At 45.0% G+C, this 22,656-nt stretch carries 20 protein-coding genes and 1 riboswitch; of the genes, 13 read left to right on the top strand and 7 right to left on the bottom strand.

All coding sequences use genetic code 11. The features are described 5' to 3' along the window. The first annotated feature begins 179 nt into the window (after window positions 1-179). Window positions 180-1,352 (top strand): hypothetical protein, encoded by a 1,173-nt coding sequence (locus ACT7WV_RS18785; protein WP_445104351.1) that lies wholly within the window; start codon window positions 180-182, stop codon window positions 1,350-1,352. Window positions 1,353-1,355: 3 nt separating this feature from the next. Here ACT7WV_RS18785 and ACT7WV_RS18780 read toward each other — a convergent pair whose 3' ends face one another. Beyond that, complete coding sequence (locus ACT7WV_RS18780; protein WP_445104350.1) at window positions 1,356-2,813, bottom strand: NADP-dependent isocitrate dehydrogenase; 1,458 nt, start codon at window positions 2,811-2,813, stop codon at window positions 1,356-1,358. A 275-nt stretch (window positions 2,814-3,088) separates the two neighbouring features. Here ACT7WV_RS18780 and ACT7WV_RS18775 point away from each other — a divergent pair, with 275 nt between their 5' ends. From ACT7WV_RS18775 to ACT7WV_RS18765, 3 genes are all read left to right on the top strand, one after another. Next, window positions 3,089-3,823, top strand: coding sequence for a GUN4 N-terminal ARM-like repeat domain-containing protein (locus ACT7WV_RS18775; protein ID WP_445104349.1), 735 nt, complete (start codon window positions 3,089-3,091; stop codon window positions 3,821-3,823). Between the two features lie 197 nt (window positions 3,824-4,020). Continuing rightward, window positions 4,021-5,598 (top strand): GAF domain-containing sensor histidine kinase, encoded by a 1,578-nt coding sequence (locus ACT7WV_RS18770; protein ID WP_445104348.1) that lies wholly within the window; start codon window positions 4,021-4,023, stop codon window positions 5,596-5,598. A 153-nt stretch (window positions 5,599-5,751) separates the two neighbouring features. After that, window positions 5,752-7,128 (top strand): IctB family putative bicarbonate transporter, encoded by a 1,377-nt coding sequence (locus ACT7WV_RS18765; RefSeq protein WP_445104347.1) that lies wholly within the window; start codon window positions 5,752-5,754, stop codon window positions 7,126-7,128. A 167-nt stretch (window positions 7,129-7,295) separates the two neighbouring features. Here the strand turns inward: ACT7WV_RS18765 and smpB are convergent, their stop codons facing one another. Beyond that, window positions 7,296-7,763: an SsrA-binding protein SmpB gene (gene smpB / locus ACT7WV_RS18760; protein WP_445104346.1), complete on the bottom strand. Its 468-nt coding sequence runs from the start codon at window positions 7,761-7,763 to the stop codon at window positions 7,296-7,298. 168 nt (window positions 7,764-7,931) lie between these two features. Further along, window positions 7,932-8,016, top strand: a riboswitch (Glutamine riboswitch). Between the two features lie 36 nt (window positions 8,017-8,052). Between smpB and ACT7WV_RS18755 the strand changes: the two genes are divergently transcribed. Both ACT7WV_RS18755 and ACT7WV_RS18750 read left to right on the top strand, forming a co-directional pair. Further along, window positions 8,053-8,400 (top strand): DUF4278 domain-containing protein, encoded by a 348-nt coding sequence (locus tag ACT7WV_RS18755; RefSeq protein WP_445104345.1) that lies wholly within the window; start codon window positions 8,053-8,055, stop codon window positions 8,398-8,400. Between the two features lie 211 nt (window positions 8,401-8,611). Continuing rightward, window positions 8,612-9,223 carry a gamma-glutamylcyclotransferase gene (locus ACT7WV_RS18750; RefSeq protein ID WP_445104344.1) on the top strand — a complete coding sequence of 204 codons (612 nt, stop codon included), beginning with the start codon at window positions 8,612-8,614 and terminating at the stop codon, window positions 9,221-9,223. A 63-nt stretch (window positions 9,224-9,286) separates the two neighbouring features. Here the strand turns inward: ACT7WV_RS18750 and isiD are convergent, their stop codons facing one another. The 4 genes from isiD to ACT7WV_RS18730 form a co-directional block, all read right to left on the bottom strand. Then, a complete protein-coding gene (gene isiD / locus ACT7WV_RS18745; protein WP_445104343.1) occupies window positions 9,287-9,499 on the bottom strand; it encodes a protein IsiD in 213 nt (70 codons plus the stop codon). Window positions 9,500-9,809: 310 nt separating this feature from the next. Beyond that, window positions 9,810-11,012: a low temperature requirement protein A gene (locus ACT7WV_RS18740; RefSeq protein ID WP_445104342.1), complete on the bottom strand. Its 1,203-nt coding sequence runs from the start codon at window positions 11,010-11,012 to the stop codon at window positions 9,810-9,812. 60 nt (window positions 11,013-11,072) lie between these two features. After that, window positions 11,073-11,756, bottom strand: a complete 684-nt coding sequence (locus ACT7WV_RS18735; protein ID WP_445104341.1) for an ATP-dependent Zn protease — start codon at window positions 11,754-11,756, stop codon at window positions 11,073-11,075. Between the two features lie 132 nt (window positions 11,757-11,888). Then, entirely contained in the window at window positions 11,889-12,707 is an 819-nt protein-coding gene (locus ACT7WV_RS18730) for a M15 family metallopeptidase (protein WP_445104340.1), read from the bottom strand. A 153-nt stretch (window positions 12,708-12,860) separates the two neighbouring features. Here ACT7WV_RS18730 and ACT7WV_RS18725 point away from each other — a divergent pair, with 153 nt between their 5' ends. After that, window positions 12,861-13,814, top strand: a complete 954-nt coding sequence (locus ACT7WV_RS18725; protein ID WP_445104339.1) for an AEC family transporter — start codon at window positions 12,861-12,863, stop codon at window positions 13,812-13,814. Here the strand turns inward: ACT7WV_RS18725 and ACT7WV_RS18720 are convergent. Next, window positions 13,786-15,378 (bottom strand): PAS domain-containing sensor histidine kinase, encoded by a 1,593-nt coding sequence (locus tag ACT7WV_RS18720; RefSeq protein ID WP_445104338.1) that lies wholly within the window; start codon window positions 15,376-15,378, stop codon window positions 13,786-13,788. The genes ACT7WV_RS18725 and ACT7WV_RS18720 overlap by 29 nt on opposite strands. Window positions 15,379-15,771: 393 nt before the next feature. Between ACT7WV_RS18720 and ACT7WV_RS18715 the strand changes: the two genes are divergently transcribed. The 6 genes from ACT7WV_RS18715 (at window position 15,772) to ACT7WV_RS18690 (ending at window position 22,552) form a co-directional block, all read left to right on the top strand. Beyond that, window positions 15,772-16,359: a chemotaxis protein CheB gene (locus tag ACT7WV_RS18715; RefSeq protein WP_445104337.1), complete on the top strand. Its 588-nt coding sequence runs from the start codon at window positions 15,772-15,774 to the stop codon at window positions 16,357-16,359. Further along, window positions 16,356-18,167, top strand: a complete 1,812-nt coding sequence (locus ACT7WV_RS18710; RefSeq protein WP_445104336.1) for a CheR family methyltransferase — start codon at window positions 16,356-16,358, stop codon at window positions 18,165-18,167. The genes ACT7WV_RS18715 and ACT7WV_RS18710 overlap by 4 nt, the downstream gene beginning before the upstream one ends. Continuing rightward, window positions 18,164-18,733 carry a PAS domain-containing protein gene (locus ACT7WV_RS18705; RefSeq protein ID WP_445104335.1) on the top strand — a complete coding sequence of 190 codons (570 nt, stop codon included), beginning with the start codon at window positions 18,164-18,166 and terminating at the stop codon, window positions 18,731-18,733. The genes ACT7WV_RS18710 and ACT7WV_RS18705 overlap by 4 nt, the downstream gene beginning before the upstream one ends. Window positions 18,734-18,835: 102 nt before the next feature. After that, window positions 18,836-19,462 carry a DUF3859 domain-containing protein gene (locus ACT7WV_RS18700; protein WP_445104334.1) on the top strand — a complete coding sequence of 209 codons (627 nt, stop codon included), beginning with the start codon at window positions 18,836-18,838 and terminating at the stop codon, window positions 19,460-19,462. A 69-nt stretch (window positions 19,463-19,531) separates the two neighbouring features. After that, window positions 19,532-21,307 (top strand): asparagine synthetase B family protein, encoded by a 1,776-nt coding sequence (locus tag ACT7WV_RS18695; RefSeq protein ID WP_445104333.1) that lies wholly within the window; start codon window positions 19,532-19,534, stop codon window positions 21,305-21,307. Next, window positions 21,308-22,552: a diaminopimelate decarboxylase family protein gene (locus tag ACT7WV_RS18690; RefSeq protein WP_445104332.1), complete on the top strand. Its 1,245-nt coding sequence runs from the start codon at window positions 21,308-21,310 to the stop codon at window positions 22,550-22,552. Window positions 22,553-22,656: the final 104 nt, after the last annotated feature.

Below are 22,656 nucleotides of genomic sequence, written 5' to 3'. Positions count from 1 at the left end.
CCTTGCACAATCGGGAGACGAGGAGGACAAAGGGGACAGGAATCGCCGAAAATTGCCAATCATTGCGCAACTATGTAACGCTAAGAAAAATACTGAAAAACTAACAAGGGCAAAAGCTAGTGTTAGTTTTGCCAAATTCCTGAATTTAGCGGCAAAGTCAAAAGAGGTATACCCACACCATGTCTCCTCCTAATTTACTTCCTGCCAAACTCCGCTATCTCAAAGCTCGACTACGGCCTTTGGGGCAGACAGCGTTTTGGGCATCAGCTATCGGACTCTTGCTATTACCACTTTTAGTCTGGCAGACTGGGAAGGATCCAGGGTGGTTAAGTACTATAAGGTCTTATCTAGTTGGAGACTTAGATAATTCTACTGAGACTCCCAAACTCTCTTCAGAAGAACTTGCTGCTAGGTTAGTTGATATCGATAATTCAGGAGTATTGCTCTCAGAAGTTGAGGCCCTCAATCCGTTAACTCCGAAAGCACTAACTAACAAATCTGAGAGCCAAAATTCCCAGGGGTACTTTTCTCAACTGACTCAGCAGGAACTGAAGCTTGATTCAAGCCCAGAATTAAATTCTTCAGGTCTAACTTTAACTGCTCCACAAAACTCAAAAGCAGATAATTCTGGGGTTACGTCCGCACCAGGATTTTTATCAAATATTGCTCCTCTATCGGGAAATAGCATGTTTACCAACTCTATTTCCGGCACTAAAGAGCTTTCCTCTACAACAAAAACCAGCTCAAGCTTTGATTCCAGCTTAAGTTCCCTCGATTCTCCTAACCTTAATCAAGATAGATTATCCATCAGTCCTTTAGAAAAAGCCCTAAGTGAGACGACAAGGGTCAATTCCCTCTCAGGGCAAACGCCTGTCAATCAAGAATTCGGCATTAACCAGGGCAAAGTACCAACCCCTCAATTGCCCAACGTCTCCCAGGGAGTTACAGCCACCAGCCCCTCTAGCGAGGTTCCCTTAACTCAACCGTTGAGGAAGGTAGGAAGTTCAGTGTTACACAACCCTGAGACAGGAGAGATTACTGCTCCTGCTGCAACGATACCTAGAGTAAGGGGCTATATGGTTCCTCCCAGAACCCCCTCAGCACCCCTCAACTCCTCTGGGTATTCAGATGGCACGTCAGGTAACCTACCAGTGAAGCCAGGAGTAACGAGAGGAAGCGCCAAATTTGGGCGCTTATCTCCTGTCTCTCCTGCTCAGACTAATGGATTTACTAACCCCGCAGCTAACTCCACGCTAGGCAATCCAGGGCTAAAGCCAATTGAGCTAGGGCAACCTTCTGTCTACCCGACACCAGTTCAAGATACTAGTAATCTAAGTGGACAGAATCGCTGATGATTAAGTCTTTGAGGAAAGAGCTTCTTGCTTGGTACTCTGAAAATGCTTGATGATTGCCTGGGCAAACTCAGAACACTTTAAAGGTAGCTCAACAGGTGGACTCATCATTCGGGCTAAGTCGTAGGTAACTTCCCGATTAGCGATCGCTCCCCCAATTCCCTGCTTAATTAAATCAGCAGCTTCCTGCCAACCCATATATTCCAGCATCATCACTGCAGAGAGAATAACTGAGCCAGGGTTAATTCGGTCTAAACCTGCGTGTTTTGGTGCTGTGCCGTGGGTTGCCTCGAAAATCGCACAAGTATCGCCAATATTTGCTCCTGGCCCCATACCTAAACCACCAACCAGAGCAGCTGCGGCGTCAGAGAGATAATCTCCATTGAGATTCATCGTGGCGAGAATAGAATATTCATCTGGTCGTGTCTGGATTTGTTGAAAAATGCTATCAGCAATCCGGTCATTAACCATCACTTTCTCTTGCCACTGTCCGTTACCATGGCTGTCCCAAATAGCAGCCAGCACACTGTCAACTTCCGTAGTGATTTCAGCGCGTTTTTCTGGTGTTAGGGCATCATAACCTGGTTCAATCTTGCGGGCATTCTCTTCTAAAGAAATCTGAGGATTTTCCTCTTTATTGCTGAGAATCCAGGATTCCCGTTCTGTGACACACTGTGCCCGAAACTCTGTAGTTGCTAGCTCATAGCCCCAATCCCGGAAGGCTCCTTCTGTATACTTCATAATATTGCCCTTGTGCACCAAGGTAACCTGCTGCTTGGCCTTTGGTAAACGCAGAGCATGCTGCATAGCACGGCGCACCAGACGCTGAGAGCCAGTTTTACTGATTGGCTTGATACCAATACCGGAATCTAGACGAATCTGCTTTTTGCCGTGTTCTGGCGTAGCTGGGATTAATTCCTGATTCAGTAGCGCGATCAGTTTATTGCCAATTTCACTACCTTCGGGCCACTCAATTCCTAGGTAAATGTCCTCTGTATTCTCCCGGTAGATAATTACATCCAGTTTTTCGGGATGTTTGTGGGGAGAAGGAGTGCCTTGATAGTATGTGCAGGGACGCACACAGGCGTAGAGGTCATTAATTTGCCGTAGGGCAACATTGAGAGAGCGAATACCACCACCTACGGGCGTGGTTAAAGGGCCTTTAATCGCAATGCCATACTCTTTGATTGCTTCCAGGGTGTCTTGCGGTAAATATTGGTAAGTGCCGTACTTCTCGCAAGCTTCATCGCCGGCATAAATTTTAAACCAGCTAATTTTACGCTGGTTACCATAAGCACTCTCAACGGCAGCATCAATCACCTTCTGGGCAGCAGGCCAGATGTCAACACCAGTTCCGTCTCCGCGAATGAAGGGAATAATCGGGTTGTCAGGAACGAGAGGTTCACCTTCTTGGAAGGTTACCCGTGAGCCAGTATCCGGAGGGGTGATTTTTTCGTACATAGATGTAGATAAAGTTTTGTTGAGTCGAAATGAGCATCAGCAGTGCTTCTGCTCCGAAAGTTACCAGATACTTGAATATTCAGCGGTCAAGTTAAGCTTTTTTGCAGATAATTTAGATGAGTCTGAATAAGTAAGTGATCACTCAGTACAAAAAATTATGCCAGATAAGCTAGATTTCTCTGCCGACTTGAAGAACTTTGACTTTCAACTTGCCAACTTCCAGCCTTTGACCCCCAAAATTAATTAAGTTGCCGCAACCTCAAACAAGCTGCTTCATGACAGATCAAACAACTGCCTCAGTACCAGAATCGTCTACCAAGATTTCCGAACTGATGCGCCAGTTCCAGTCCAGTTCGGAAAAAAAACAACTCCAGCTAATTCCGGAACTCGTCAACACGGGCGATTCTGGAAGAGAATTTTTGATGGAATTTTTACAGGAGCAACTCTCAAGTCCTCCTAGCCTCGTCACTGGTTTTGTCTACCAAGTCCTCTCGCAGGTCGAGGCACCCCCAATCCAAGAATTCCTTAAAAGCAAATTTCCCACGGGTATTGTGCCTCTGATTTCTGAGAGGAATATTGACTATGTAAAACTACAACAACTTCTCCTCCACCAAGAATTTTTTGCAGCCGACTGTCTAACCAGAGAAAAACTTTGTGAAATAGCGGGATCCTCAGCAGTGCAGAGAAAATGGCCGTATTTTTCTGAAGTAGATAACTTTCCCATTGCTGATTTACAAACTATCAATAACCTCTGGTTCATTCATTCTCAAGGCAAATTTGGATTCTCGGTACAGCGAGAGTTATGGCTCTCTTTAGGCAAAAACTGGGAAAAGCTTTGGCCAAAAATTGGCTGGAAGAAGGGAAATAGCTGGACGAGATATCCTAATGAGTTTATTTGGGATCTCAGTGCCCCCTTAGGTCATCTGCCTCTTTCCAATCAGCTACGAGGCGTAAGACTAATTTCCTCTTTGCTCTCTCACCCGGCTTGGTCTAGCGACAATCAAGAATAAAACTCTCTTGTTGGTTGACTATGGCAGCTAATACTTCACTAGCCATAAAATTGGTGATACAGATAACCTGAGTTCAGAGTAAGGATCGAAAACTTAAGCTGTCACAACTATCTTGGGCGTGCATCCCAGCTTTTTTGCTTATCCAGATTCTTACATCGAACTCAGGAAAGCAGTTTTTATACGCTTTTGAAGTTTTTATGGCAGAGCCGGAAACCAGACTTTTTTGCTGTATTGATGGTCTGACACCAGCAGAAAGAGAACAAAAACGGCTTTCCGCTTTGAGGAAGCTAGGATTACTCACAGTCGAGACGGTAGGGGTTTTTGAAGAAGCAACTCAGACAGCCACCCGCTTTTTGGATGCACCCATCTGCATCCTAGGTTTCATGACCAAAGAGCAGCTACAAATCAAATCAGCAGTAGGTTTATCTACATTCGGATTAATGAATCAGCTGGCAAAGTCCCGTCGGTTGCCACGCCAGGAAAGCTTTTGCACCTACGTGGTAGACGCTCAGAAGATTCTGGCGATTTCCGACACGGCAACTAACCCTGTGTTTGCTAGTAGCCTGCTGGTGGGATACTACGGTATTCGTGCTTATTTGGGTGCACCGCTACTAACTGCAGATGGACAATGCCTAGGGGCGCTGGCTGTCATGGATTTGGTGCCTCGTTGCTTTACCACCAGAGATCTTGATTTTTTGGCAATTACTGCTCGTTGGAGTCTGAGTGAATTTGAGCGGAACCTGCTTTTAAAAGAAAAACTCGCTGACTCGGTGGACTTGCTTCCTGAATCGACAAGTACCACTGAGTATTCTATAGAGTTGAAGGCTGACTCTACGGCTAGTAAAGATGTCTTGACAGATGGTTCGGGAATTTTATCTTCTACTAACTCGATTAAAGTCAAATTGCTCACTCAGCTAACTCAGCAAATGCGGACACCGCTAACTTCTGTTATGGGGATGTCGAGTGTACTTAGTCGGCAAATATATGGTCCTCTAACCGAAAAACAACAGGAATATCTCAAGATTATTTATGACAGTGGTCAGCATTTGGTATCGCTGGTTGAGGAAATTGTTACCCTTAGTCTTTTAGATGAAACCACCGATAAACTCGATCTAATTGCCGTAGATCTCGAAATGCTCTGCCAAAAGGTGATTAATAGCCTATCAGAGATGGCGCGGCAGCTACGGCAAAAAATGCGTTTATCAGTAGCGCCTGGAAATCGAATTTGGCCACTGGATAAAGACAAGGTACGACAACTACTCTATTACTTGGTATTTAGTCTGATTAACTCTGCTGAGCCAGATAGTGAGATTCGCATCCATGTCTCTCGCAAAAATGATGGAGAAACTTTTTCTACAATGTCTCTACAAATTGCCGTTTGGGTTTCTCACCCCTGGTTAGGAGAGGGTTTACCTAAGAGGTATGGAGAATTGGTTGAGTCGTTCTTAGTAACATCACCATCAAAAACCACTGCTGTTTCTGCTTTAACCCCTAAGGATACAAGTAAGGCTAAAAACAGCGAACCGAATTCTCGCTCTTACCCAACGCGAAACTATCAGATACTTTCTAGCTCATCTCTTTGGACAACTTTTACTATGACCTCTGAGCTAAGCAACACGCAAAAGAAAAACGACTCCCTAGAAATTCTGGGGCTATTACTTAGCTGCCATTTAGCAGAACTCCAGGGAGGGCATGTTGCTGTTCAAGGTTCGTCAGCATTAGGGTATCGTTACGTAGTCAGTCTTCCTCAGGCAGAGGAGGATCAACAAGAGTGAGCAAAGATTACCGAGAAGTATCGTTTTTTCTGGACAAAACTTGGCGGGAATCACTACCTGCTCATACTAAGGCTAAGAAGATCTCCCTTTGAGTAGAGTAGTTAACTTCTGCATCTTTAAGTACCATATTCCGCAGCTTCTAGTTGTTAATTTATGAATTCAGTTTGGCAACAGTTTACCCTGTCGAACTTGCCTATTTATCGGTGGCGAGGCAGTAGTTATTTGTATCGACTGGTGGGCCTACTGCAATCTTGGCGTCAGGGTAGTTGGCTCTTGCATTGGGCGGAACCGATGGGAGCTTTGTTACTCGCTATATTATTGGCTCTAGCCCCCTTTGTTTCGACAGCCCTGATCGGTGTCTTATTAATTGCCTGTGCTGGCTTTTGGATACTACTAACCCTCTCAGACGAGAGAGAACAACCCCAGGTAACACCAATTCATCTTTTGGTCTTACTTTACTGGAGCATTGCTACTGTGGCAACAGCTCTTTCTCCAGTAAAGGCAGCAGCGCGTACAGGTCTAGTAAAGCTCACACTTTACTTGCTGCTATTTGCCCTCATGGCAAGAATATTGCGTTCTAGTCGCCTTCGTTCCTGGGTTATTGGTCTGTTTCTACATATTTCGCTGATTGTCAGCGTTTATGGAATACGACAGTGGTTTTTTGGTGCAGAGGCCCTGGCGACTTGGGTTGACCCTACTTCAGATTCTGTGGGTCTGACACGAGTCTACAGCTATTTAGGTAACCCCAATTTGCTGGCGGCCTATTTGATCCCAGCAGTTGCTTTGAGTTTAGCAGCAGTCTTTGTGTGGCAGCGTTTATTGCCCAAAGCACTGGCAGTGACCATGTTTGTGGTGAATTCTGCTTGTCTAGTGCTTACCTACAGTCGTGGTGGCTGGATTGGCTTTTTGATCTGTATGTTTGTTTTCTTGGTACTGCTAGTTTACTGGTATATTACTAAGCTACCGCCTGCATGGCGTCCCTGGGCAATGCCAGCGTTACTGGGGAGTTGTACCCTTGTCGTTCTGTTGGCAGTTGCCTTTGTAGAACCTCTGCGTCTGCGTGTTGCCAGTATTTTTGTGGGACGCGAAGATAGCAGTAACAATTTCCGCCTCAATGTCTGGTCAGCGGTTTTGGAGATGATTCGCGATCGCCCCGTTATTGGCATTGGGCCAGGAAATAATGCCTTCAACAAAATCTATCCCCTCTACCAACAACCTCGTTATACGGCTTTGAGTGCCTATTCCGTCTTCTTGGAAATTCTGGTAGAAACTGGCTTGGTCGGCTTTTTGTGTTTTCTCTGGCTAATGATAGTCACTTTGAATCAGGGAGTGAGGCAATTAAAGCGTTTGAGGGATTTAGGCAACCAAAACGGATTTTGGTTAATAGCTGCGATCGCTGCAATGTCTGGTACTTTAGCCCATGGTTTGGTGGATACAGTCTGGTATCGCCCTCAAATTAGCACTCTCTGGTGGCTAACGATTGCCATTATTGCTAGTTTCTACGTTTCTGAGAAACCTAATGAAACCTGATATCTTTCCTTGGTTTCTGGTGCAGCAACCTCTACTTACTGGCACTCCCCACGGCTTATAGCCGTGGGATTGTTGCTTGGTAGAGATTCCCACGAACTTCCCGCGCTCATCTGCCATCTTAGTGGCAAGCTTCTTGAGCATTTGCCCAACTTTGCTCGGGATCCTTGTTAATAGCGTTTCATTGCTCTTGACATCTCTCGTTGATCCTGGCGCTGCTTAATAGTTTCACGCTTATCGTGGAGCTTTTTGCCTTTGCCAAGAGCAATGAGGATTTTGACTAAACCACGCTTGAAGTACATTTTTAACGGTACAAGGGTCAGACCCTCTTGTTCTACTTTGCCAATAAGCTTGCGAATTTCCTGTTTATGTAGCAGTAGTTTGCGGGTACGGCGGGGTTCGTGATTGAAATAAAGGCTGCTGCTCTCATAAGGAGAGATATGCACATTCAATAGCCATGCCTCATCATCACGAATCAGGGCATACCCATCTCGCAAATTTACTTTACCCTGTCGAATCGACTTCACCTCGGTTCCCTGTAACTCAACTCCCGCCTCGTAGGTTTCTAAAATTTCGTAACGGAAGCGGGCTTGTCGATTATCACTAACGACTTTATAGCCTTCACTTTGTTCACTCATACCACTCAATTTAACTTTTAACTCTGGGAATAGTAATCATAAAGGCAACTATTAGCTCTGGATTAACATATTACACAATGTAATACACAACTCACTGTTATAGCTGAATTTAATTGTGTAAAAGTTGCAAATTTTCTAGAAAAATGTAATAATCGATACAGAAAGAAAAACGTTCATCTCTCTAGATACTGGCAAACGGGATTCCAGAAGCGTAGAGAGACGGAAGTAAGGAGAGATCCTGAAGGAACGCGCCTCACCTCACCAATGTGAAACTTCGGAGGCGAAGACCATGAAACTCTCTTATCGCGGTGTTAGTTACGATTACAACCCCCCAGAACTAGCTCTGGCCCATAAAACCAGCTTTGGCAAGTACCGGGGTCTTGATTGGCGGTTTCGCAACCGGGAAGAGCCGCCAGTGCTGCAACCTAGCGTTAACCTGAAGTATCGCGGCGTTTCCTATCGGACACCTGGAAGCATGACCGAGGAAAATGCCGAGGCAGCAAAGATTCCCAGTTGGTCTATTCAAGACAAAGCTCGCTCACTGATGCTGGATCGCCAGCGTTCTTTCAACAGTCGTCAACAGTCGATGTTAAGGCGCTCGGCGGCAGAAGTTGGTTTAGTACCCAACCACGTCTAGTCTGGAAAGCAGCTTGAAGGTAAAGCTGAAGTGGCTTGTTTCCTTTAAGGCGAGTCCATGGCTTGGTTAAATTAAGCTTAAACCCCCTAGCCAGGGGGTTTTTTTTGGCTAAAATTTAATCTACGGTTTCTTCATGGAAATACGTTGCTTCCTTTGTAGTATGTTTGTTAGAATTCATGCTCACAACCCCATTTAGAGTCTGCGGCCCGCCATGAGCCTTCAGTTTAGCCTTCTCCAAAATTCTTCAGCACAGTCTCCACAAACATCCAGGTCTCGCGCCAGAGTAAAACTGCGCCAACCAACAGAGCGAACTTTTTACTATTTTGCTTATGGGTCTTGCATGTGTCCAGTAGATTTGAAGCGATCGCTCGGTGAAAATACTCATGCCTTCGTTGTTGGTCCAGCAAGGCTTCCAGGTTATCGACTGGCTTTCAACCGCAAATCATTGCTACGCAACTGCGGAGTACTAGATATGGTGAGAGATCCAGCAAAAACTGTTGAAGGAGTCTTGTATCGCTTGCCTTGGCGGTTGAGTAAAGCCTTAGATGAGCGAGAAGAAGTTCCTCGCGGTGGCTATAAACAGGAAATGATCAAAATCAACTGTCAGGGGAAGCTCTACAGTAATGTTCGTACTTACGTTGTAGTCGATAAATTAACTGAAGAACTAGCCCCCAACGATTGGTATTTCAATGTAGTGCTGCGGGGAGCAATCACCTGCGGATTAACAGAGGAATACTGCTGGAATCTGTTTAACTACATGCACCAGCTACAGCAACGCCAAGAGATCAACACCTCCTGCCCTAAGCTTTTTATTAGTAAATAAACAAGACTCAGATTACCCTCTGATCTGGTATTATTTCTTTAAGGGTAAATAAAGAATTAGCACTCACGCCTCGTCATAAGCTTCCATATCCAGCAAGTAAAGGTAGGGTTCTGCTAGTTCTGGCCGCTGAAAAGCCAGAGCCCGCAGCAAATGCCAATCATCTAGTCCTTCAAAAGCGTTAGTGTAATCATCTCGCTCTAGACGTGCAGCCAACTGAGCAACGTCCTCTAAAGTGAGAGAAGAAAGATCACGCAGGGAAATAGTCGAAGTTGCCATAGCTGAGGTCTCCCTTGGTTAGCATCTGTGTTGAGCGCTGTAATCAGCTAACAGCCATTACTATATTATCGCCTTTCTTGATTATCGCCTTTCTTCTCAAATATCTTCCTTATAAAAATGCGAAATATTGAGCAGAGTATTTTCTCTGTTATATAGTGCTTCGCCAGTGGAACTGTTGCCAAACCAAAAAGTTGAGGGTTCTAACAGGGGCAGAAAATCTCAAGCAATAGTACACAACTTGGAGTTTAATCATGCTTCTGCCTCCAGCGCCGCTGTATTTTGAACCCATTTTCCTGATTGCACAACAGTTCTATTGTTTTGTGAATTTTTGTTGTGCCGAAGAGTTTACTGGAGTTATTCCTCGTAGATCTAAAGCCACTTGAAGAACGCAGGCAAATGCTACTGTAGCCATAAAAACAAAAGATGAGAACTTGCCATCCATAGCAGCTAGCACCAAGACAAATCCTGCTGCTCCTAGGCGATAGGCGCTCAATATTTTACGGTATCTGCTTGAGCCTAGGGTACAGGTAATCAGATGAATTAGAGCCAAGGAAATTAAGCACAACGCCACTCCACCGCCCAGGAGCCACTGTTCCTGAGCCGATAGCGCTATTCCCGTTTCGTTTGATACCAAATGCTCAACCCCGACACCAGTCATCACTAAACCAATGGCTAAGGGAAAATGAGCATAAAGCCAGGTTAAACCAATGCCCATGCGACCAGCCTTCATACTTCGCAGAGGAGAACCATCTACACTATCGAAATAAATCCACCAGAGACTAAAAGCAATGCTCATACCCAGAAAAGCTGTCAGTGCAGACAAAACACTCCACTCTTGCTCTGCCACGCCTCTAACAACAGCAGCAATAGACTCACCCAAAACGATGATCGTAAATAGCCCTAACCGCTCTGGTACATGAGAAAAGCTCGGTGGGATCTGAGCTACCCACCTACCCAGATAAAGAGGTGTCGCCAAATCTACCACCATTCCTACTGCCCAAAGTGCAAAGCGCCAGGGAACTGGCACAAAAACTGATAGCAGCCACAGAGCAACACTAAGACCAAAGCCTACTGCAAATCTAGTAGTTAAAGGACGTGCTACTGCCAAGTAGTAACCCGCATTTAAGTACTGGGCAATGAGAATACCGCGAATAGCGACATAACACAGGGCAAAGCCAATAGAGGATGACTCCAAACCATGGTGCACGTTTACTGCCATAGCTGCGACAATCGCCATCTGTAGCAGAGTGAGCAGCCGATATCCTAAGTCATCAGTATCGAAACGAGTGGCATAGAAGGTAGCACCTACCCAGCACCACCAAATTGGCACGAAAAGGGCAATAAAGCTGAAGAAACCCGCCAAAGAGAAATTACCGCTGAGTTCGTGGGCTAATTGAGCAATCGCCACCACAAACACTAAGTCATAGAAAAGCTCTAACCAAGTGGCACGTCTTTCTGCTGCTTCTTCTTCGTCCCTGCGTAATCGAGGCAGTTGCAAAAAACGCTTTACCATTTTACGTTTTGCTTGTTAGAAGGAAATCTCTGTCTTAAGTTAGATACTACGGGCAATCCCTTAATCCTGGCAATGAAGTTGAATCGCCTCAAAGCATTCTGTTACCGAGGCTCGTTGTTGCATCGCCGCCACTAAAGCTTCATAAGACGCCCAGTTTCCTTGAATTATTGTTTGAGCTTGCTGTTGAGCAAACCGCTCCTTGAGTGGATACTCACTGGAGGGACGCCCAAAAGATGCCAGAGCCTCTCTGAGTTTTTCTCTGTCTTCCGCACCTCCTTCGACACTGCCGTACATCTTGGTTTCTGCGGCAATCCCCGCCATCCAGACAGTACAAAATCGTTCTAAAGTGAGGCGCATTGTGACTGCATCAAGAGCGTCTGCTGAGAGTTGTCCCGTGTCAAAAGTAACACCACCTAAACCCGGTTGCCCTTGCTTAAGCGCTTCCCAGGCAGTGAGTGTGTAGCCTGTAACGGGAATTCCCAAAAAGTAGGCTACAAGGAAATGACCAGCTTCGTGGTGGATAACGCGATCGCGATGGTTGCTAGAGATACCAGCGACCCAATCTAGAAGTAAGGTAACCCCTTTACCTTGAAAACTCAAGGTGTCGAGGGTGGCAAGACCTAAGATACCAAGGGTAGCAACTGCGGGTATTCCTTGCGGTATGTTCAATAACGGACCAAGAAGAACCGAGAGCGTCATGCCGAAGACGCCAATGGCAATTAAATTTAGGGCAGTTTGTTGCACGAAATTACACCAACTTACTCTGATAGCGGGGAACGGTAATAGGTAATATAGCAATCCTCTTGAGATGCAAACACCTTGAGAAAATCAAATACTATTGCCTGCCAGATATGACAACGAGAGCTCTATTCAAACTCAAGGCTCTGGTGAAGCCTCCTGAGGTTGGTTTGGTGTAGCACGAGTTAATTGCTGAGCTTTGTAGAAGGTTTCCAAACTGTCAGTATCCCCCACAAAGCGCCAGTGCCAAGGCTCATAACTGACCCCCTGAGGATTGTTCCGAGGAAACGAAAGTTCAAAGCTGTAGTGAGCAGCATTGCGTTCTAGCCATTGGAAGGCGGCTGTATTTTCAAATTTCTGACTGAGGTTAGTTGCTGGTGTTCTACCATCGCCGATGTCTACGGCATAGCCAGTATGATGCTCACTGTGTCCAGGAGGTGCACTAACCTCTGCCCGCTTAAGAGCAACTTGCCCCCGTTGCTCTTTGACACCAAAAAACAAATACTCTTGCTCAGCAACAGAACGAAAACCAGAAAGGGGAGCTAAAACAACGCCATCAGCCCCCGCTGCTGCTGACATCTGCAGAAATTTCTCTGCGGCAGCTGCCCGTAGTCTCAGACGACCATCGTAGCTGATGGGCTGTAGTTGTCTTTCTGGCGCTTCTTGATAGGGTAAATGCCCTAGTAGGTTATCTGAGTCAATTGTGGTAGCTTCTGGGCTAGCATCGGTTTGCGGTGTAGCAGTTTTTTGCTCTGCTTCTGGCTTGGGGATGAGGGCAGCCATACTGAGTATGAGTACCACGAAACCCACAAGCGCAGCCACGACTAAACCAGAGCTAGGCCAACTGCGGCGTCTTACTTCTGGTGTATCCCGCACAGCTTCGGGAATATCATCGATTGTTGGCTCTGAGAACTCTGAAAAATTTGCTGATTGTTCTGGGAGACCCTCGTTATTCAACGATCTACTCCTACACTGAGCATCAAGGTTTTACTTACCGAATTCTAGACGGTCGCCAAATGATCAGCGACCTTTGCGATCTATCCTCAAACAATTTATTGATAAGTAACTGGCTTACTATCTTACATACAGTTGTGCGTCTCCAGATTAGACATGCCTAGCTTTAATTTAGAGCTTCTACAACCATTATTAAGACTCTACCTACAACTAGGCGGTGGTGTCCTCCTAGGATTACTTCTGGGGCGCTGGGTGCCACAGCGTCTTCCTGCCGCTATTGGTCAGTTTCTTTTCTGGATTGGAGCTCCTGTGAGCATTATCGCTTTCTTGCGGGGGGCAGATTTATCGGGCACGATTTGGATTGCCCCAGTTACAGCATGGATGGCGATTCTTTTGGGGGGAGGATTGGCTTGGATTTGGTTACGCAGGCATCAGCAAGAAAACGACCCAATTAATCCTTGGAGTAAACCAGCACAAGGAAGTTTCCTGCTCGCTTCTATGGTCGGAAATACTGGTTATTTGGGCTTTCCTATTTCCCTCGCTTTGGTGGGAGACAAGTATTTTGGCTGGGCGCTTTTTTATGACATGCTAGGTAGTCTCATCGGCACTTTTGGCTTAGGTGTTATTTTGGCAGCTCACTACGGTCGTGGGCAACAAAATTACCGATACTTAGTCCAGGCTCTTTTATTCAACCCTGCATTGTGGAGTTTAGGGTTCGGGCTCGGCTTTCGTCAAATACCCCTACCAGATTTAGCAGAGCAAGGTTTGCAGGCTTTTGCTTGGGGTGCGATCGCACTTTCGCTGCTACTGTTTGGTATGCGCCTCAGCCAGTTAAAATCCGGTCGCAGCATTAAACGGGCGTCTCTGAGTCTGGGGATTAAAATGCTCTTTGTGCCTTTGGTTTTAGGCATCGGGTTATGGCAACTAGGTATTACTGGTACACCGTTATTAGTGATTGTCTTACAAATGGCGATGCCCCCAGCTTTTTCCACGCTGGTAATTGCAGAAGTTTACCATCTTGATCACGAACTCACGGTTAGCGCCCTAGCCCTTGGTTCTAGTGGTCTTATCGTAACTCTGCCTATTTGGTTGCTGCTGTTTGGTTCTTGAGGGGAATCTCGATGAGGAACTCTGTTCCTTGTCCTGGTACAGAAATACAGCGCAATTTACCCTGGTGCCTATCTACCACAATCTGGTGACTAATCGCTAGACCTAACCCAGTGCCTTTGCCTACTGGTTTCGTAGTAAAGAAGGGTTCAAAGATGTGCTTTTGTACCTCTGGTGATATCCCCGAACCATTATTGGCGATCGCAATTGTTATTTTGTCAGATTCGACTTGTTGGGTGCAAATTGTCAGGAGCAATTCTTTCTCTGGGATTGCTTGCTGAGGTTGCTGTTGTCTTTCCTCTTCTAGTGCATCTATGGCATTGCTCAGGATATTCATAAACACCTGATTTAGTTTTGCTGAGTAGCATTCTACTAAGGGTAAGTTACTGTATTTCTTGATAACTTTAATTTCTGGACATCCGCCTACAGGCTGCAAGCGGTGGCGCAACAGCACTAAAGTGTTTTCAATACCTTGATGAATATCAACTTTTTTGAAGTAAGTGTCGTCGTTAGAAAAATTGCGCAGCGATGTAACAAGATGGCAAATGCGATTGCTTCCTATTTTCATTGAATCGAGTAGCTTTGGTAAGTCTTCTACTAAAAAATCTAGTTCTTTTTCTTGGATAATTTGTTGCAGTTGTGGAGGCGGATCGGGGTACTGGCTTTGATAACATTGCAGCACTACTAAGATGTCATCAACATAACTTTGTAAAGGTTGTAAATTACTAGATATAAAGCCGATAGGATTATTAATTTCATGGGCTACTCCAGCCAAGAGTCTGCCGAGGCTCGACATTTTTTCTTGCTGCACTAACTCTGCTTGGGTTTTTTTAAGTTCCTTAAAAGCTTGGGAGAGTTGCTGGGCTTGCTGTTTGAGCTTTCTTTCCGAAGACAACAAAGCTTCTTGTGCCTGTTTGTATTCTGTTATGTCGCGCAGCAACCAGCGCAAACCGACTGAATGCCCCTGATCGGAGCAGGTTGTTGATACAGTAATCGCAGCCAGAAAAGATTCCTGATGTCTTGGTTGGATTTGTACTTCCCAGTTCCGTAGAACTATGGCATTGTTGTAGTGATCTTCTTGATAATCTGGCGATGTCGGGGCTTGACTGGGCGAACAGCATTGGCAATCCCTATTACTACTAAGCTGGGTAAGTTGCCTGAGTTGGGAGTAAAAAGTTGTGTGGCTTGCCTTAGATACAAACAGCGCTAAAGGCTTACCCACAATTAAATTCTGCGCCACGTTAAGCATAATTGCTGCTGTGCGGTTAGCCTCTTGGATAACTCCTCTGTCATCAGTTACTAAATATCCGTCCGGGACTTCTTCAAATAATTGGCGATAGCGCTGCTTTTCTAATTGTAGCTGGTAACTAGTGGTGAACTGTTCCTCCTGCTTTTGCTGTAATTCCTCTTGAGCTACGTACAATTCTTCTACAACTAAAGAAATATCCCTAATTGCTTCTGTCAATAATTCCTGGGGCTGATCTGGTAGTTTTTCTACAGATCTTTGGATAACTTCACAGCAGTTAACCGCAGCTTCGATTTTTTGTTGAAAATCACTAATGTTCATCGAATATAAATTAATTCAATTTTTCTTAATCAGTATATTGATAGCATAGGGGCACGCTGCCTTTAGTGCTAAATCTTCTGAAGAGAAAGGTAGCTAAGTACTTAGAGTAATTGTGAAGATATAACTTATACTTTCAGAGCAATTGAACACAATTCTATTTTCGTTAGCAACGCCATCAAATCAAGACATCAGCGATCAAGAATTAGCGCCCTCGCAAGAAAGTGCTAATTATTTATATGCGCCATAACTTAAAATTAAAGATGTGGAGCCTCGCAATATAAAAAACCACTTATTTTACAGAGTATGGCGTGTAATAGGGAGAAACCCATATGCTGATACAGAGGCAGCCAGAACAGCTACCAGATTAACCCCAACGCAGGTAATCCAAGACTCTTGAATAATACTGCTTTCGATATTGTCGCCATCGCCTCCTCCGCAGGGGGTCTCAAGGCTCTAATGCAAGTTCTTTCAGGCTTGCCTGTTAACTTCCCTGCAAGTATCGTTATCGTGCAGCATATTGACCCGAAGCACCCTTCCCTAATGGCACACATCCTTAGTGGATATACTCCCTTATCGGTTAAGCAAGCAGAGGAAGGAGACCACCTCGAACTCGCAACAGTCTACCTTGCCCCTCCTAACCACCATCTGCTGGTTAAACCGAGTCGTACCTTGAGCTTAACGCAGACAGAGCTAGTTAACTATGTTCGTCCTTCAGCTAACTTGCTGTTTGAATCCGTAGCAAGCAGTTATGGGGAGCGAGCGATCGCAGTTGTGCTCACAGGTACAGGTAGTGATGGCAAAAAAGGAGTCAAGGCGGTCAAAAAAATGGGTGGTAAAGTAATTGCTCAAGACGAAAAAACGGCAGCATATTTTAGTATGCCCAGCGCCGCCATTAAGACGGGATGCGTTGATTTTGTGTTGCCTTTATCAGAAATTGCTTCAACTTTAATCTCATTAGTAATGCACAGCAAAATAGAATGAACACTAATGAAACTGAAGAAAATAGATTATTTGAAGCACTATTAGACTACCTGAGAAGCTCACGAGGATTTGATTTTACGGGCTACAAGCGTTCTAGCCTGCAGCGTCGAGTATGCAAGCGCATGCAAACGAAAGGTATGGATAATTTCGGTGATTACCTGGATTACCTGGAAGTTCACCCGGAAGAATTTATCTGTTTGCTCAACACAATTTTAATCAACGTCACAGGATTTTTCCGGGATACTGATGCTTGGGAACACCTTCAGAGTCAGACTATCCCCCGCATCCTAGCGCGCAAGTCAGTAGAAGAACCAGTGCGAGTCTGGAGTGCGGGTTGTGCTTCTGGAGAAGAAGCCTACACCCTGGCGATAGTTCTGGCAGAAATATTAGGAGTTGAACAATTCCGCAACCGAGTTAAAATTTATGCCACCGACGTAGATGAAGAAGCCCTGAGTACGGCTCGTCACGCCAGTTACTCTGATAAACATATTCAAAATATTCCTCAGGAGTTGCTGGAGAGATATTTTGATAAAATAGGGGACAGATACGTTTTCCGGGCGGATTTACGCCGTATAGTAATTTTTGGTCGCCACGACTTAGTGCAGGATGCACCGATTTCTCGCCTCGATTTACTGGTGTGTCGCAATACCTTAATGTATTTCAACTCAGAAACCCAGTCTCGGATCTTGGCTCGTTTTCACTTCGCCCTCAGCAATACTGGAGCACTGTTTTTGGGGAAGGCGGAGATGCTGCTCACCCACAGTCACCTTTTTAGCCCCCTCAGCTTACAAAACCGCATCTTTGCCAGGGTGGCTAAGATAAGTTTGCGTGACCGCCTATTAGTACTCAATCAGGTTAGTGAGGAAGAAGCCAGCAACTCTCTAGCTAATAATATACGACTACGAGAAGCCGCTTTTAACGCTATCCCGATTTCTCAAATTATTATCGACTTGAGTGGAAATTTGGTGATGGCAAACCTACAAGCCAGATCAATGTTCAATCTTGGTCTTCCGGATATTGGCAAACCCCTGCAAGACTTAGAAATTTCTTACCGCCCTTTGGAGTTGCGTTCCCTGATTGATAAAGTTTACAGCGATCAAGCTTCTCTAATTGTCACAGATGTCAGCCGCAGCTTAGCAAATAATAGTTTACAGTACTTAGACATATATCTGACACCTCTACAGGAAAATGGTGGCGATATTATCGGGGTTAGTATCATTTTTACTGATGTTACCCGTTACCACATCCTTCGGGAAGAAGTGCAGCGCTCTAACCAGGAACTAGAGACGACTAACGAAGAACTGCAATCTAGTAACGAGGAACTAGAGACGACTAACGAAGAACTGCAATCTACTAACGAAGAACTGGAAACCATGAATGAGGAACTCCAGTCTACTAATGCAGAACTACAAGCAATTAACGATGAACTACGGCAACGTACTTTTGATCTTGACCAAGTAAATGCCTTCTTAAAATCGATTCTGGCTAGTTTACAGTCTGGGGTGGTCGTCATGGATCACAATTTTCAGATTCTTAGCTGGAACTATAAGATGGAAGATCTCTGGGGACTGCGGAGTCAGGAAGTAGAGAAACAGTCTTTTTTTAGTCTAGATATTGGTTTACCTGTTGACCAATTGCGGGAGGCGATCCGCACTTGTGTAGCTGGGACACAACAGCAGGAACTGCAAGTCGATGCCACTAACCGCAGGGGTCAAACGATTAATTGTCAAATTACCTGCAACCCATTACTTGGCTCGAATAATCAGCCTCAAGGAGTCATTCTCCTCATGGAGGCAATCACCCCTTGAAGATTAACCAGATGCTCCACAAAATTGAAACACTCCAACAGCAGGTAGATCTAATTTCCCGTAATAGCAATCAATTACTCTTAGAACCAGAACTACTCTCAGCCGTTCTTGAAGAGCTCTCCATTGCGGTGGAAGAGTTGCAGATCCAGCAGGAGGAAATGAGCATTACTTATCAAGAGATGCTCTTAGAATGCCAGGACTACCAAGCTTTGTTTGAGGAAGCTCCGGAAGCCTACTTAGTTACTGATATTCTGGGAGTTATTCAAAAAACTAACCAAGCTGGGACTAAGATATTGAACCTCCCTAGGGAGTTTTTAGTCGGTAAACCCCTGGTAATTTTTGTAGCTGAAACAAGCCACCAAGATTTTTATGGCAAATTAACCCAATTACAGCAATTTCCTCAATTACAGAACTGGCAATTATTGCTACAACCACGGGATAGCAATTCTTTTTTGGCTAAGATTTCTATCAGTCCAATCAAAGATAGCCACGACACTTTGATTGGACTACGCTGGTTAATCATGGATACCCGCCTGGAAGCCCTTGCTATCGGAAACTTAAGCTGACAAGCTCACAGGAAAATATGCCAAGAGTGCGATCGCCTACAATTAAATAAGAAGACTGCTGTCTCTTGACTATGTGTAGTGGGCGTGTTGATGGTAAAAAGAGTGAAAGAACGACTCAAACAAGACCAACTGGCTCAAGTTGTTGCAGAAGTCGAGCAGCTAGCCAGAAGCCGCGAAGCCGAACTTGACGAAGAACAAGTCAAGGAAATTTTACGCGAACTCAATCTCCCGGATGATTTACTCGAAGAAGCGATGCTGCAATTGCAACGTCGTGAGGCGCTAGTTAAGGCAAAGCAACGTAGTCGATGGATTGGTGTGGGAGCAGCTTTGCTATTAGTGGGTGCGATCGCAACTACGGCTTTCTTTCTACAACATCATCAGCAACAACTGACTAATATTTCTGCTTCCCAAAGCCGCATTACCCTGAGCCAAGATAATGGTGGTCAGGTAACGACTATTGACCGCAGTACTAGCCCCCAAGTATATTACCGCGTTACTTTGCAAGAAGCACCCCTAGGGGAGAAACTTTCTTTAAAGTGCGACTGGATTGATCCTCAAGGTCAAGTTGTCCATCAAAATAGTTACCAAACTCGTGAAATTGATCGAGAAGTTTGGCCTACTTCTTGTCGCTACCAGTTGGGTTCTGCTGCACCATCGGGAACTTGGCAAGTGCAGATGTCTTTAGGAGAGCAGGTTTTGAGCAGTAATTCTTTTACTGTTGAAAAGTGAAAATTGAAAATTGAGACGATAAGCCGAATACTGGTGTACAAGCTCAATTAAGCATTTTCGACTAACGAAGTGAGCAAACCATATCAGTTTATCGGTTGTTGGGGCGTCGGTTCCCCAGAAAAATTAACAGTTGGCTTGAAGAAGGTACTCAACGCAGTAGCAAGTTGGGGGAAAGTTCAGCAATTTGGATGGTCAACTAAAAGATTTACTGGGGAAGATGATTGTTTCGGTTTTATCAGCTACATGAGCACCGAGGAAACGCCTGCTACTGGCGGAACTGCTGAGGGGATTGTTGCTGCTATTGCGGCTTCTGGACTAAATGATCTCCCGGATGCTTGGGTAAGAATCAAGCATCATTGTCTAATTTTAGGACGAGAATCCTTTGGGCGTGTCCCTCTCTATTGGGTTCAGCAAGGACAGGTTATTTGGTTTGCTTCACGGCTACAACTGTTGTTACCAGTAGTGGGTAAACCTCAAGTCAGTATTGCTGGTTTATATGGCTATAGCTGTTTTTCCTATGTTCCTACTCCCTTAACACCCGTGGATGGTATCTGGGTTGTGGCGGCTGGAACTGAACAGGAGTGGCATCTTCAGGCTGATGATACCTTAACTTCTCAGTCTTACCAGCTTTATCAATGGCAATCAGCACCAGTGGTAATTAAGGATCAGGAAGCGGCGGTTACTCAACTGCGTGGCTTACTCCAAGATGCCCTGCATCGGCAATTGGCAAATTTACCATCTCAACCAGTAGGAGTTTTTCTTTCTGGCGGTTTAGATTCTTCGACGGTGGCGGCTTTGTTAGTCAAGGCGGGGGTAAATGTCAAAGCTTATACCTTAGATTTTGGTTCTGCTGGTAATCCAGAAGTTGGTTATGCCGAACAGGTAGCCAATTTTTTGAAGATTCCCTTAGTCAAAGTTGAGGTAACACCAAAACGGATTAAGGCGGCACTTGAGGCAACAGCAGTAGCGTTAGATTTACCTTTTGGTGATGGTGTTACTGTGCCTCTCTATTTACTTTGCCAAGCTGCTAGCCAAGAAACCTCTGTAATCTTCAACGGGGAAGGCGGTGATCAATTATTTGCTGGTTGGACAAATAAACCACTAATTGCCGCTAGTGTTTACCATACAGAAGGTTCCGGGGGGAGAGAGGTTTTTACTGAGCAATATCTGCGGACGTTTCATCGACTCTCTGGCTATGAAGCGCAGATTTTCCAGTCAGCAGTTTATGAACAAGTGCAAACCCTGAATCCCGATCAATGGCTGCAAGAGGCTTTAGATCCCTGCTTTTCCTCAAATTTACTCGATAGATTACGGCGCGCCAGTTTAATGCTTAAAGGCGCTCAAAATATCCATCCACGAGCCACAAATTTAGCTTTAAGCCAGGGATTGATGGTGCGATCGCCTTTTTGTGATTTCCCCTTGGCAGAGTGGAGTTTTCAGCTTCCTGGAGAATTTTGCCTGCGGGGTTCTTGTGAAAAGTATATCCTCAAACGAGCAGTGGAATGCTGGCTACCTCCGGAAATCGTCTGGCGAGAAAAACGCGGTATGGGGGTTCCTTTAACTATCTGGTGCTTAAATGAGCTGTGGTCATTAGTTGGTCATTGGTTAAATTCAGGGGTACTGCACTCAGAAGGACGCTGGGTGCCTGAGTTACCTCGACGGGTTATCCTGGGACAATTGGGGGGGCAAATTCGAGGACGCAGAATTGGTGAAATCCTCTGGCTGCTGGTAATGTGGCAAGTCTGGCGCACTACTGTTCTCGGAGAAACTGCCAAGGGGCGCTCTATTTTCCACCCCTTTTGGTTACCTTATCAAGGCTGGAGAAGGTTAGCAGGCAAATCATAGATGGTAAACACTCAAGAATCTGGGTTAACTGAATCTCTGACAACACCTTTTTCTGCGGAATTGGCAAAGGAATTACTAGCTAATTATGGTTCTCCTTTATATGTCTATCAAAGCGATCGCTTGCGGCAGACAATTAGTTATATTACTCAATCAATTCTTAATCCTCGTACCAAGTTTCACTTTGCCAGCGTTACTAATGGCAATGTTGCCTTGCTGCAAATTTTTAAGAACTGCGGTTGGGGACTCCATGCTAATACGCCAGGAGATGTTTATTTAGGTATCAAAGCGGGATTTGCTCCGGTGCAAATTGTTTACAGCGGCAGTAATCTGAATCGTGCTGATTTAGAACAGCTACTTAGTTGGGGAGTTACTAGCTTAAATTTAGATAGTGTTGACCAGTTAAGTTTATTTTGTGAAGTATATCAAGAGTTCAAATCGACCTGGTCAGCGCCAAGATTAGGGTTACGTCTTAACTTACCTGAATTGACTGGGGACAGCCGTATTGGAGTGCGTCCCGATGAATTTAGTCAAGCAATAAACACGGCTAAATCTGTAGGGTTAAAACTCGGTGGTCTACATTTTTATCGCGGTACTGGCACTAATGCAACTCAAGCTTTTACCCAAGTTATTACACAAATATTAGCTGTTTGCCAGTTATTACCAGACTGGGAATATCTAGATTTTGGGGGTGGATTTGGTTATGCTTATCGCACCCAAGGATTAGCGTTTAATTGGCAAGAATTTGGTAGAGAGTTAAGCCAACACCTAGAAAATATAGATAAAAAAATCGAGTTAATTATCGAACCGGGACGTGCTGCAATCGCTGGCTGTGGTACTTTACTTACTCAAGTTGTTTCGGTGAAGTGGCAAGAAGGTAAACAGGTTGTTGGTGTTGATACCACTGTTGCCAATTTATCGGTTCCTTCCGTATACGGCGGCTACCGGGAAATTGTTACTACGAAGGACTCTATTGATAGACTTTATCCCACTGATGTTTGTGGCAACACTACCTATTCTCGTGATTATTTAGGTCGAAATTGCCAACTTCCGGCTTTAGCAAGAGGCGATGTTATTTATATTCTCGATACAGGTGCTTATGGATATGCCATGTCTTCCCATTTTCTACACCGTCCTCGTCCGGCAGAAGTTTTACTAGAAAATGGCACTCACAAGTTAATTCGTCAGCGGGAAAATTACGGTGCTTTATTAAATAATCAGTTGTTCAATTACAGAGAGGATAAATAGCAGTTCTAAATTATTTATGAGAAAAATAACAATTAACTAGAGACGCACAAGAGATACACAAGACACAAAATAAGCAGTTTTCACAATCCATCTAGGATGGCTAG

The sequence above is a fragment of the Symploca atlantica LB2515 genome, assembly GCF_052546295.1.
This window is presented reverse-complemented; position numbering and strand designations above follow the sequence as displayed.

Bases quoted from the DNA above. Each gene is read 5' to 3' on its own strand.
- ACT7WV_RS18740 (WP_445104342.1), bottom strand. From the start codon at position 11,012: ATGGTAAAGCGTTTTTTGCAACTGCCTCGATTACGCAGGGACGAAGAA.
- ACT7WV_RS18690 (WP_445104332.1), top strand. From the start codon at position 21,308: ATGGTAAACACTCAAGAATCTGGGTTAACTGAATCTCTGACAACACCT.
- isiD (WP_445104343.1), bottom strand. From the start codon at position 9,499: ATGGCAACTTCGACTATTTCCCTGCGTGATCTTTCTTCTCTCACTTTA.
- ACT7WV_RS18720 (WP_445104338.1), bottom strand. From the start codon at position 15,378: ATGAACATTAGTGATTTTCAACAAAAAATCGAAGCTGCGGTTAACTGC.
- ACT7WV_RS18755 (WP_445104345.1), top strand. From the start codon at position 8,053: ATGAAACTCTCTTATCGCGGTGTTAGTTACGATTACAACCCCCCAGAA.
- ACT7WV_RS18775 (WP_445104349.1), top strand. From the start codon at position 3,089: ATGACAGATCAAACAACTGCCTCAGTACCAGAATCGTCTACCAAGATT.
- ACT7WV_RS18780 (WP_445104350.1), bottom strand. From the start codon at position 2,813: ATGTACGAAAAAATCACCCCTCCGGATACTGGCTCACGGGTAACCTTC.
- ACT7WV_RS18710 (WP_445104336.1), top strand. From the start codon at position 16,356: ATGAACACTAATGAAACTGAAGAAAATAGATTATTTGAAGCACTATTA.
- ACT7WV_RS18750 (WP_445104344.1), top strand. From the start codon at position 8,612: ATGAGCCTTCAGTTTAGCCTTCTCCAAAATTCTTCAGCACAGTCTCCA.
- ACT7WV_RS18725 (WP_445104339.1), top strand. From the start codon at position 12,861: ATGCCTAGCTTTAATTTAGAGCTTCTACAACCATTATTAAGACTCTAC.
- smpB (WP_445104346.1), bottom strand. From the start codon at position 7,763: ATGAGTGAACAAAGTGAAGGCTATAAAGTCGTTAGTGATAATCGACAA.
- ACT7WV_RS18765 (WP_445104347.1), top strand. From the start codon at position 5,752: ATGAATTCAGTTTGGCAACAGTTTACCCTGTCGAACTTGCCTATTTAT.
- ACT7WV_RS18785 (WP_445104351.1), top strand. From the start codon at position 180: ATGTCTCCTCCTAATTTACTTCCTGCCAAACTCCGCTATCTCAAAGCT.
- ACT7WV_RS18770 (WP_445104348.1), top strand. From the start codon at position 4,021: ATGGCAGAGCCGGAAACCAGACTTTTTTGCTGTATTGATGGTCTGACA.